The organism is Burkholderia sp. Se-20373, from assembly GCF_017104705.1.
In the GTDB taxonomy this organism is placed as follows: domain Bacteria; phylum Pseudomonadota; class Gammaproteobacteria; order Burkholderiales; family Burkholderiaceae; genus Burkholderia.
Window position 1 is genome coordinate 1 of record NZ_JAAGPH010000189.1, and the last position, 11,873, is coordinate 11,873.

The following is an 11,873-nucleotide window of genomic DNA, read 5'->3' on the forward strand; positions in this document are numbered from 1 at the left end:
GGACCGGGCTCGGGCTGCCCGCCTGACCCCAGGCTTTCCGCGGCCGGTGGCCGGCGGCCGCGAGCGCCGCCGTGGCGTGCACCGCGAAGCGTCCGACCGTGCTGTTCAACCGCTGGCAGGAGGACTGGTCGGTGCTCGCGAATCCATGCGTGCCGCGCAAGCCGTTCGACGCACTGAAATACGTGCCGCTCGGCGACGACCCGTCGACCTACCTGTCGCTCGGCGCGAACCTGCGCGAGCGTTTCGAGCTGAACAATGCGCCGCTGTTCGGCCTCGGCTCCGCGCACGACGACAACTACGTGATCCAGCGCACGAACGTGCATGCGGACCTGCGCTATCGCGGCCATCTGCAGGCGTTCGTGCAGTTCGTCGATGCGCGGCCGTTCGGCAAGAATACGGTCGGCCCGGTCGACAAGGACCAGCTCGACATCGAGCAGGCGTTCGTCGCGTATGTCGACCAGATCGGCCCCGGCACGTTGAAGACGCGGGTCGGCCGGCAGGAGATGGCGTTCGACTTGCAGCGCTTCGTGTCGGTGCGCGACGGCCCGAACGTGCGGCAGGCGTTCGACGCACTGTGGGCCGATTACGAAATCGGCAAGTGGCGGCTGATCGGCTACGTGACGCGCCCGGTGCAGTATCGCGACGCGGCCGCGTTCGACGACGTGTCGAACCGGCACCTGCGATTCGACGGCGTGCGCGTCGAGCGCAACGGCACGGGGCCGGGCGACCTGTCCGCGTACTGGTCGCGCTACACGCGCGACAACGCGCGCTTTCCGGATGCGTCGGGCACCGAGCGGCGCGACGTGTTCGACATGCGCTATGCGGGCAAGGCCGACGGGCTCGACTGGGACGTCGAGGCGATGCTGCAGACGGGCCACGTCGGGCAGGACACGGTGGGCGCGTGGGCGTTCGGCGCGCTGGGCGGCTATACGTTCGCGAAGACGGCCGGCACGCCGCGCATCGGGATCCAGGTCGACGGCGCGTCGGGCGATGCTCACCCGGGCGACCGGCGCGTGAGCACGTTCAACCCGATGTTTCCGAACGGCTATTACTTCACGCTCGCCGGTTACACCGGATACAGCAACCTGATCCACGTGAAGCCTTCGCTGACCTTCAAGCCCGCCAGCTCGGTCACGGTGCTCACCGCCGTCGGCTTCCAGTGGCGGCAGACGACGGCCGATGCGATCTACGGACAGGGCATGTCGGCCGTGCCGGGCACGGCGGGCAAGGGCGGTGCGTGGACGGGGATGTACGCGCAGGCTCGCGTGGACTGGCTCGTCAATGCGAACACGGCGCTGGCCGTCGAGGCGGTGCACTTCCAGCTCGCCGATTCGATTCGCGCGCTGGGTGCGCGTAATGCCGACTATGTCGGCGTGGAAGCGAAGTTCGGTTGGTGACGCGGCGCGCGCCGCCGCTTCTGCAGGGCGGCGCGCCTGTAACCGAACGACGCCGGGCACGGGGCAGCTAGCCCAACGACCTGCGCCAATACGTCGTTCAGAGGGTGCTGATCGGAAAAGTCGCAAATGGCGCCGATCTCGGTGAATGCCGGGTCGGTGTGCCGATCAGATGCGGAGCACGCGTCATACGTCGTTCGAGCAGCCGATGATGCTGCCGGCGGACGTTCGCAGGAACGGCGGCGTCACGCAGGCCATTGACGAACGTCTCGAGACACACGCGAGCGCCCCGACCGTCCTGGTCGGATGCGCTCGACCCTTCCCATCACAGCGGTGTCGATTCGCGGCGCTTCGCGGCCGCGTCAGCTGCATGGGCGCCCGGCAGCGCACCGAACATGTGCTGGCTGCACTTCGCGTCGCGCCATGCGGTTCCCAGCCGGATTCCGCTGAACATCCGTCGCGCGAGCGGAAGAATCTGTTCGCCGGCCAGAATGCCAAGCAGGCCCACCAGGGCGACGGCGGGCGGCGCCGGCGATTGCACGCCGATCAGCGTATAAACGATGCCGGCGAGGATGCCGGCGAACAGCGAAGCAGTGTACGGTTTCATAGGTCGGGAATGGCGTGACGGCAGTGAAAAATATGGATAACTACCGATCTGGAGTCGATCCGAAAGTCCTGGGTCAGCCTATCAGTTCCGCCTGTTCGTTGTGGGTCCATTCAATGAAATTCAGATCTTTTCAGCCTGGATTCATGAAGGTCGCGGGAATCAGAACAATTAATTGGTGTGGCCGTTCATTAGCCTGTTGAATGACGCAGGCCGGCTGCCGAGTCTTCCGCACCAGCGTATTCGACGCGTCGCGGATTCGTCGGCCCGGCGAGCCTCATTTTTCTCTGCGTCAAAGGACATCACCGCCATGAGCAACCCGAAGCTTGAAGTACTTACCCCGCACAACAGCCAACTGATCTTCATCGATCAGCAGCCGCAGATGGCGTTCGGCGTGCAGTCGATCGATCGCCAGACGCTGAAGAACAACGTCGTCGGGCTCGCGAAGGCCGCGAAGGTCTTCAACATCCCGACCACGATCACGACGGTCGAAAGCGACAGCTTCTCCGGTCACACGTATCCGGAGCTGCTCGACGTGTTCCCGAACCAGAAGACGCTGGAACGCACGTCGATGAATTCGTGGGACGACCAGAAGGTGCGCGACGCACTGGCCGCGAACGGCCGCAAGAAGGTGATCGTGTCCGGTCTGTGGACCGAAGTCTGCAACACGACGTTCGCGCTGTGCGCGATGCTCGAAGGCGACTACGAAATCTACATGGTCGCCGACGCGTCGGGCGGCACCACGCAGGCTGCGCACGACTTCGCGATGCAGCGCATGGTGCAGGCGGGCGTCGTGCCCGTCACGTGGCAGCAGGTGCTGCTCGAGTGGCAGCGCGACTGGGCGCACCGCGAGACGTACGACGCCGTGATGGCGATTGCGAAGGAGCATTCGGGCGCGTACGGGATGGGCGTCGACTACGCGTACACGATGGTCCACAAGGCCGCGCCGCGCACCGCGACGCCGCACGAGTCGATCCCGGCCGTTCCGGCGAAGTAAGCGCGGACGGCCTGCGATCGCTGATGCCGGTGCGGCGGGTTCGACGCGAACGCGCCGCATTGGCTCCCTTGCGCGGGCGGCGGACGTGACCGAAACATGCATGCCGCCCGCGGCAGGCTGATCGGAACACGGCCGCCGCATTCGAATTTTCCGGGAGATTTATCGCATGGAACCTTATCTGGTTTCCCTTGGTGCGGGCCTCCTGATCGGCGTGATTTACAGCGCCATCAAGGTTCGCTCTCCCGCACCGCCGCTGATTGCGCTGGTCGGGTTGCTCGGCATGCTGATTGGCGTGCAAGCGTTGCCCACCGTGAAACAGCTGCTTGGCTTCTGATCAACAAGAGGTGATGCCTATGACCGCAACCGTGACCCAACCGGATCTGATCCTGCATAACGGCAGATTCACGACGCTCGACCGCGCGAACCCCGTCGCGACGGCGGTCGCGATTGCCGCCGGCCGCTTCGTCGCCGTCGGCAGCGACGCGGACGTGATGCCGCTCGCGGGCCGCGCGACGAAGGTGGTCGATCTCGGCGGCCGTGGCGTACTGCCGGGTCTGATCGACAACCACTGCCACGTGATTCGCGGTGGACTGAACTACAACATGGAACTGCGTTGGGACGGCGTGCCCTCGCTCGCGGTCGCGATGGACATGCTCAAGCGCCAGGTGGCCGTGACGCCCGCGCCGCAGTGGGTCCGCGTGGTCGGTGGTTTCACCGAGCATCAGTTCGTGGAGAAACGGCTCCCGACGATCGACGAGCTCAATGCCGCCGCGCCGGACACGCCGGTTTTCATCCTGCACCTGTACGATCGCGCGTTGCTGAACGCGGCCGCGCTGCGGGTGGTCGGCTACACGAAGGACACGCCGGAGCCGCCGGGCGGGACCATCGTTCGCGATGCCGCCGGCAATCCGACCGGCCTGCTGCTTGCGAACCCGAACGCGACGATCCTCTACGCGACGCTCGCGAGGGGCCCGAAGCTGCCGTTCGAGTATCAGTACAATTCGACGCGCCATTTCATGCGTGAGCTGAACCGGCTCGGCGTGACGGGCGTGATCGACGCGGGCGGCGGCTCGCAGAATTATCCCGACGACTACGAGGTGATCCGCAAGCTGCACGACTCGGGCGAGATGACGATCCGGATCGCCTACAACCTGTTCACGCAGAAGCCGAACGCGGAGAAGGAAGACTTCGTGAACTGGACGAAGAGCGTCAAGTATCACGACGGCACCGACTATTTCCGCAATAACGGCGCCGGCGAGATGCTGGCGTTTTCGGCGGCCGACTTCGAAGACTTCCGCGTGGCACGCCCGGACCTGCCCGACCAGATGGAGGATGATCTCGAGGGCGTCGTGCGCGTGCTCGCGGAAAACCGTTGGCCGTGGCGCATGCACGCGACCTACGACGAGACCATCAGCCGCGCGCTCGACGTGTTCGAAAAGGTGAACCAGGACATCCCGCTCGACGGGCTGAACTGGTTCTTCGATCATGCGGAAACCATCACCGAGAAATCGATGGACCGGATCGCCGCGCTCGGCGGCGGCATCGCGGTGCAGCACCGGATGGCGTACCAGGGCGAATACTTCGTCGAGCGCTACGGCGCGCAAGCCGCGGAGGCCACGCCACCGGTGGCGAAGATGCTCGGCAAGGGACTCAAGGTCTCGGCCGGCACCGACGCGACCCGCGTCGCGTCGTACAACCCGTGGGTGTCGCTTGCATGGCTCGTCACCGGCAAGACGGTCGGCGGCCTGCGGATGTACCCGCAGCGCAACCTGCTCGATCGGGAGACGGCCCTGCGCATGTGGACCGAGTACGTGACGTGGTTCTCGAACGAAGAGGGCAAGAAAGGGCGCATCGCGGTGGGGCAGTTGGCCGACCTGGTGGTCCCGGATCGCGATTTCTTCGGATGTGCCGAGGACGACATCGCCGGCACGACGGCGTTGCTGACGGTCGTGGACGGAAAGATCGTGTGGGGCGCGGGGCCGTTCCAGTCGTACGACGCGCCGATCCCGCCCGCGATGCCCGACTGGTCGCCCGTGCGCGAGTTCGGCGGCTATGGCGGCTGGGGCGCGACGCAGCGCGCCGGCGCGCCGCTGCAACGGGCGGCCGCCGCTGCGATGTGCGGTTGCGCGAACGCCTGCAACGTTCACCAGCACGCGCACGCGAGTGCATGGGCGAGTGCGCTACCGACGTCCGACGCAAAGGGCTTCTGGGGCGCGTTCGGGTGTTCCTGCTGGGCGGTCTGACATGACGACGCGGACCCATTGCGACTCCGCGACGTGGGTCCGCGCGCTTCATCGCCCCTGACGCATTTTTTCGAGCCCCTGGGACTGATCGGCTGGCTCGTCCTCGCCACCTGTGCTCAACCATGGACGAGACCCGGCTGGCCGTCGTCCCGCCATTCGGTGACGATACGACGACCGGGATAAAGCGATGAGCCCGCTCCCTCCACCCAAAAGGTGGAGGGAGCGGGCTGACGCCGCAATCTGTCGGATCAGACGGATGGCGGCATGAACCTCGATTGAACACTCGGCCGGGCGGTCGGCGCGCGACCGCGACCGCGCAGACGCTTCAGCGCGAGCGTGCGCGCCGCCATGCACCGGGCGGATGGCCGACGATCCTCGCGAATACGCGGTTCAGATGGCTCTGGTCCGCGAAGCCGCACGCAATCGCGATGTCGGCGAGCGTCATGTCGGACGTCTCGATCAGTTCGCGGGCACGCGTCACGCGCTGTTCGAGCAGCCACTGGTGCGGCGTGCGGCCGGTGGTGCGCGAGAACGCGCGGATGAAGTAGCCGCGCGACAGGTCGCATTCGGCCGCCACTTCCTCGATCGATACGCCGAGATCCGCCTTCTCCAGCAACAGCTCCTGCGCGAGCGCCAGTTTCGCCGGCGACAGGCTGCCCTTGTGGTCGAGTTCGGGCGTGCGCGCGTTGCCGTAACGGCGCACGAGGTACGTGCCGATCGCGAGCCCCACCTGCTCGATGAACAGCGCGTTCAGCGGGCCGGGCGTGTCGAGGCTGTCGGCCACCGCGTGCGCGAGATGGCCGAGCACCGGATCGCGCACGTCGGGGCGGCACGTGAGGCCGCCGATCGCCTGGCCGCCGTGCTCCGGGCCGACGCGCTCGAGATACGCATGCGGCAGCTCGACCAGCACGAAGTCGAAGTTGCCGTACAGGTCCGCATGGAAGTGGCGCGAGAAATCGCGAATGTAGATCGAGTGATGCTGGAACCGGCGCTCGCTCGCGCCGGCGCGCCCGTAGAGCGTGCGGCGATGGCCGGCGGCCAGCGACACGCCGACCAGGAAGCCGCGGTCGCACGCGGGCATGTCGATGTGCTCCACGTGCGCTTCGCGCATGCATTTGCGGTGAAGCCGCAGGCCGCCGGTGGCGGTCTCGACGTCCTTCGCCAGCAAGCTGGCCACGCAGCCGAGCGTGTCCTTCGGTGGTGGTGGCGGGGATACCGCCGGCGCTGCGGTAACGGAGTCTGACATGAAATTCCCGGGCAAGTGACTCGGCGCGCGACATGGCGAGTCCAGTTTAGCGACGCATGTGAACATTCAAAATGAATTTGCACAAACGTCCGCTCGCGAATCTGACGAATTGCTTTCAATGACGGCGCACGGCCGCCGCATCGCCCGTCACGACAAGCGTGCGAGCGGCCCGGCAGAATATAGCGCCCTACTTTTACGTGCAAGCGAATGCGCCGATCGCGTGATCCGGCCGCCGCCCACAGCGCATTTTCCTTCAAGATTTTCGTCGCGCCCCCGTCTACACTCAGCCCGTAATTCAACAGTGTCCGGCCGGCGCCACGGTGCGCCGGGGCCGGACATCCTGCCGGGTGGACTGCCGCGTTCACCGGGCGGTCATCCTGAGGGACCCGGAGGCGGCCATGATCCAGATCGGAACGTTGTCGGTGGATTTCGAGCAGCGCGACATTCGCCGTCAGGGCGCGTCGCTGCGCATCGGTGCACGCGCGCTCGACATTCTCGAAGTCCTGCACCGCGCGAGCGGGGCGGTCGTGTCGAAAGACGACATCATGGACGCGGTCTGGCCGGGGCTGATCGTCGAGGAAAACCGCCTTCAGGTGCATGTGGCGACGCTGCGCAAGGCGCTCGGCACGAGCCGCGATCTGATCAAGACGGTGCCCGGGCGCGGCTACCTGCTGGTCGCGTGCGCGTCGCCCGGCCCGGAACGCATGCCCGCGGCCGACACGCCGGCCGCCGCACCGGCCGCCGTACCGACCGATGCCCGTGCGTCGTCGCTGCCCGCGCCGCTCGTCGGACGCGACGCCGAAATCGCGCAGATCGTCGAGATGCTCGAACGCACGCCGGTCGTCACGCTCGTCGGCGCGGGCGGGATCGGCAAGACGAGCCTCGCCGTACGCGTGGCCCACGCGGTGCGCAGCCGCTCGCGCGAGCGCGTGCTGTTCGTGGAGCTGGCGCGCGCGGGGACGCGTGCCGACATGCTGATCGCCGTCGCGGCCGAACTCGGCCTGGACACGCGGCGCGTGCCCGCCATCGAGGACATCGGCGCCGCATTCGCGGCGTCGCGCTACCTGCTCGTGTTCGACAATGCCGAGCACATCGTCGATCTCGTCGCGAGCCTCGTCGAAACGCTGACGTCGTGCGCCGGCTCGCTGCGCGTACTCGTGACGAGCCGCGAGCCGCTGCATATCTCGGCCGAAGCGGTGCTGCGCATGAGCCCGCTCGCGGTGCCCGGCGACGACGCGCGCATCGACGAGATCGTGCGTTGTTCCGCCGTCGAGCTGTTCCTGGAACGGGTTCGCACGGCCGCACCGGATTGTCCGGTCGACGAAGCCGGCACGCGGCTGATCGCCGATATCTGCCGGCGGCTCGACGGGCTGCCGCTCGCGATCGAACTGGCCGCGGCGCGCGTCGCGACGCTTGGGCTCGCGGTCGTCGCATCGCGGCTGGACGACCGGCTGAACCTGCTGACCGGCGGGCTGCGCTCGGCGCTGCCGCGTCATCAGACGCTGCGGGCGACGTTCGACTGGAGCTACGTGCTGCTCGACCCGGCCGCGCGTGCGCTGTTCCGCCGGATGGGATGCTTCATCGGGCCGTTTACGTTCGATGCCGCGCACGCGGTCGCCGCGGAGCCCGGCACATCGGCCTCGGACATGATCGCGGTGCTCGGCGAACTGGTCGCCAAGTCGCTGGTGACCGTCGAATTCCACGGCGCATCGGCGCGGTACCGGCTGACCGAATCGACGCGCGCCTATGCGCTGGAAAAACTGCACAACGAGGGTGAGTTCGAGCGCATCGCGGCGCGTCACGCACGATACGAGCACGAGCAAGGGCATGAACACGGGCACGAGCACGAACACGCGGCGGCGCGCGTGGACGCCGCGCGCCGCGACGATGGGGGCGCCGAAGCGCCGAACGACCCATCAGCGGAGGTGGGCATCGGAGCATTGAACGACGTGACAGCCGATGCGGTCACGGAAGCGCCGAGCGACGCACCAGCCGATGCATCGACCGACGCGCTCGTCCTGGCCGCCGACGACACGCGCGTGCCCGAAGCGGACCGCCTGGCGCGCGCGCTGCTGGAGCCGGCACGGATGCACGAATGCGCGGCGCGCGCGCGCCAGGTGCTCGACGCTTTCGACACGGCCGCGGCCGACCCGGTCGATGCCGCGCGTGAGATGCGGTTGCGCGCGGCCTGCGCGTCGGCGCTGCTGCATACGGACGGCGATGCCGTGGCCGCGGCCGCGATGTGGGACCGCACGCTCGGTCTTGCCGCCCATGTCGGCGACGATACGTTCGATGCGCGCGCGCTGGTCGGGCAGTGGCATACGATGCTGACACTGTCGGACATTCACGAATCGCTGCGCTACGCGACGCGCTTCGAGCGCGCGGCCGAGCGGCGCGGCGACCGCTCGCAGCGGCTCCTGGCCAACGCGATGGTCGCCACGTCGCTGCACTACTTCGGCGAGCACGCGCAGGCGCGCGAGCGGCTCGAGGCGGCGACGGCCGAACTCGGCGAGGTGGGCGAGCCGCCGTGCGCGCAGGCCGCGCTCGGCGTCGACATGACGACGCTCGCGCGCACGATGCTCACGCGGCTCGTGTGGATTCAGGGCGACCCCGACCATGCGATGCGCATCGCCGGGCAAGCGGTCGAGTGCGCGCGCCGCGGCCCGTCCGCGCTCGCGCTGTGCGTGGTGCTGGGGGCGGCTGCCGTGCCGATCGCCCTGCGCTACGGCGACCACGACATCACGTCCGACTATCTCGCGACGCTGCGCGCGACCGCGAGCGCGCACGGCTTCGACATCTGGCGCAATCACGCGGAATGCCTGACCGGCCAGTTCGACATCCAGGCCGGTCATCCCGGCGCGGGCCTCGCGCGGCTCGAACCCGCGCTGCGGCGCGTCGAGGCGAGCGGGTTCCGGCGGCTGCTCGCCCCGTTGAACGTCGCGTATGCGGAAGGCCTCGTGCGCGTCGGCCGCGCAGGCGAGGCGCGCACGCGGCTCGATGCGACGCTCGCGCGCTGCCGTGCGCACGGCGAGCATCTGTTCGTGCCGGAACTGCTGCGCGTGACGGGTATCGCGATGCTCGAACAGGCACGGATCGCGGCCCCGGATGTCGCGCTCGCGTACGAGGCCGACGGCCATCGTCATCTGCAGATGGCGATCCAGACCGCGAACGGGCAGGGCGCCGCGATGTGGGCGCTGCGCGGCGCGCTGGATCTCGCCGATCACCTGATCGAGCGCGGGCGCACCGCGCACGCGTCGACGCTGGTCGCCGGCGTCGCGCGGCACTTCGATCCGCATTCGCGCGCGCATGATGTGCGGCGCTTGCTGCGCGTGCAGAATTTCGTCCGCCAGGACATGCCGCCGCCGTCCCGCACGCCTGCGCGCCACGACGCCGCCGACGCGGCGCAGCAGGCCGCATAGCGATGCGCGCGTTCCAGGCAACCGCGCGACTGCGCGATCGCGGGATGCGTGCCGATGCGCGCGACGCAGCGGGTTTCCGTCGTTCGACGATGCGCCGCACGCGCGGCGCGGCGCGGCGTGCGCATGCGCACGGGAGGCCCGACGGTGCTTAGAGCGACGGAACCCGCGCGCGCGGCGGACCTCGTCGTCTTCAACGGCAAGATCGCGACCCAGGACGAGCAGCGCTCGTTCGTCAGCGCACTGGCGGTGAAGGACGGGCGCATCGTCGCGACCGGCGACGATCGCGACGTGCTGCGTCATGCGCACGGCGACACGACCTGCATCGACCTGAACGGCCGCACGGTGATCCCCGGCCTCGTCGACGCGCACCTGCAAGCCATCCGCGGCGGCATGCACTTCAACCTCGAACTGCGCTGGGACGGCGTGCCGTCGCTCGCCGCCGCGCTCGACCTGCTGCATCGGCAGGCCGCGCGCACGCCTGCACCGCACTGGGTGCGCGTGGGCGGCGGCTGGACCGCGCTGCAGTTCGCGGAAAAGCGCGGCCCGACGGTGGCCGAGCTCAATGCGATCGCACCCGATACGCCGGTGTTCGTCCGGCATCTCGGCGACAGCGCGTGGCTGAATGCGGCCGCGCTGCGCGCGATCGGCTACGGGCGCGACACGCCCGATCCGCCGGGCGGCGAATTGCGGCGCGACCGTCATGGGCGGCCGACCGGGCTGCTGCTCGCACGCTCCGATCCGGCCGTGCTGGCCGCGGCGCTCGCGCGTGCGCCGGTGCTCGGCGCGGCCGACCGGGTCAACTCGACGCGGCAGTTCATGCACGCGCTGAACCGCGTCGGCGTGACGAGCGCGATCGACGCCGGCGGCGACGGTCTGGCGTATCCGGACGATTACGCGGCGGTCATCGCGCTGGCACGCCGCGGCGAACTGACGACGCGCATCGCGTACGCGCTGGGCGCGCGGCACGCCGGCCGGGAAATCGACGACTTCGCGCAGTGGATCGCGCTGACCTCGCCCGGCGACGGCGATGCGTTCCTGCGCGCGAACGGCGCGGGCGAGCGGCTGCTGTTTTCGGCGATCGATCTGGGGAATTTTCTCGACCCGCGCACCGAACTGCCCGCGTCGGTCGATGCGGAACTGACCGCCGTCGTCCGGCTGCTGGTCCGCCACCGCTGGCCGTTCCGGCTGCATGCGACCTACGACGAGTCGATCGGCCGCTTCCTCGACGTGTTCGAGGCGGTGAACCGCGATACGCCGTTCGCCGGGCTGCGCTGGTGTTTCGACCGGTGCGAGACGATCTCGGATGCGAACATCGCGCGCGTGGCGGCGCTGGGCGGCGGCGTGACCGTGCAGCCGCGCATGGCGTTCCAGGGCGAGGCGTTCATCGCGCGCGACGGTGCGGCCGCGGCGACGCGCGCGCCGCCGATCCGCGCGATGCTCGCGGCCGGGCTGCCGGTCGGGGCAGGCTCCGGCGCGCTGGACGCGGGGAGCTACAACCCGTTCGTCGCGCTGTACTGGATGGTGTCGGGGCGCAGCATCGGCGGCACCATGCTGTATCCGGCGCGCAACCGGCTCGGCCGGATGGAGGCGCTGCGCCGCTACACGGTCGGCAGCGCATGGTTCTCCGCCGACGAGCATCGCAAGGGGGCGCTGGTGCCCGGCCGTTACGCGGATTTCGCGGTGCTCAGCGACGACTATTTCACGATCGACATGGCGCGCATCCCGCAGCTGTCGTCGGTGCTGACGGTCGTAGACGGCAAGGTCGTGCACGCGGAACGGGAATTTGCGTCGCTCGCGCCGCCGCCGCCGCCCGTCAGCCCCGGATGGTCGCCGGTCGCCGATGGCGGCGGCACGCCTGCGCCCGGAGCGAACGGACACGGCGGTCCGCGCGCGTCGGCGGCGGAGATCGGAAGAGCGGCGGGTAGGGAAAGGGTGTTTGCCTAGGTGGAGAATCGGGCGGTCGCCAGCTT

General features: G+C 68.8%; 7 protein-coding genes and 1 pseudogene. 6 read left to right on the top strand and 2 right to left on the bottom strand.

Going from position 1 to position 11,873, the window contains the following annotated elements; all coding sequences use genetic code 11:
• Positions 1-59: 59 nt before the first annotated feature.
• A pseudogene (locus G3N96_RS34610) lies at positions 60-1,397 on the top strand (alginate export family protein); the annotation flags it as partial.
• 322 nt (positions 1,398-1,719) lie between these two features.
• On the opposite strand, the gene G3N96_RS34615 reads toward G3N96_RS34610, so the two are convergent.
• Positions 1,720-2,001, bottom strand: a complete 282-nt coding sequence (locus G3N96_RS34615) for a XapX domain-containing protein (protein ID WP_206139979.1) — start codon at positions 1,999-2,001, stop codon at positions 1,720-1,722.
• A 307-nt stretch (positions 2,002-2,308) separates the two neighbouring features.
• Between G3N96_RS34615 and G3N96_RS34620 the strand changes: the two genes are divergently transcribed.
• From G3N96_RS34620 to G3N96_RS34630, 3 genes are all read left to right on the top strand, one after another.
• A complete protein-coding gene (locus G3N96_RS34620; RefSeq protein ID WP_069250230.1) occupies positions 2,309-2,995 on the top strand; it encodes a hydrolase in 687 nt (228 codons plus the stop codon).
• A 166-nt stretch (positions 2,996-3,161) separates the two neighbouring features.
• Positions 3,162-3,329 carry a DUF1427 family protein gene (locus G3N96_RS34625; RefSeq protein ID WP_039362659.1) on the top strand — a complete coding sequence of 56 codons (168 nt, stop codon included), beginning with the start codon at positions 3,162-3,164 and terminating at the stop codon, positions 3,327-3,329.
• A gap of 19 nt (positions 3,330-3,348) precedes the next feature.
• Positions 3,349-5,238, top strand: a complete 1,890-nt coding sequence (locus G3N96_RS34630) for an amidohydrolase (protein ID WP_206139980.1) — start codon at positions 3,349-3,351, stop codon at positions 5,236-5,238.
• A gap of 325 nt (positions 5,239-5,563) precedes the next feature.
• On the opposite strand, the gene G3N96_RS34635 is transcribed toward G3N96_RS34630, so the two are convergent.
• Complete coding sequence (locus G3N96_RS34635; RefSeq protein WP_206139981.1) at positions 5,564-6,484, bottom strand: AraC family transcriptional regulator; 921 nt, start codon at positions 6,482-6,484, stop codon at positions 5,564-5,566.
• Between the two features lie 398 nt (positions 6,485-6,882).
• Here G3N96_RS34635 and G3N96_RS34640 point away from each other — a divergent pair, with 398 nt between their 5' ends.
• Positions 6,883-9,903 (top strand): winged helix-turn-helix domain-containing protein, encoded by a 3,021-nt coding sequence (locus G3N96_RS34640; protein ID WP_206139982.1) that lies wholly within the window; start codon positions 6,883-6,885, stop codon positions 9,901-9,903.
• 144 nt (positions 9,904-10,047) lie between these two features.
• Positions 10,048-11,847 carry an amidohydrolase gene (locus G3N96_RS34645; RefSeq protein WP_206139983.1) on the top strand — a complete coding sequence of 600 codons (1,800 nt, stop codon included), beginning with the start codon at positions 10,048-10,050 and terminating at the stop codon, positions 11,845-11,847.
• Positions 11,848-11,873 lie beyond the last annotated feature (26 nt).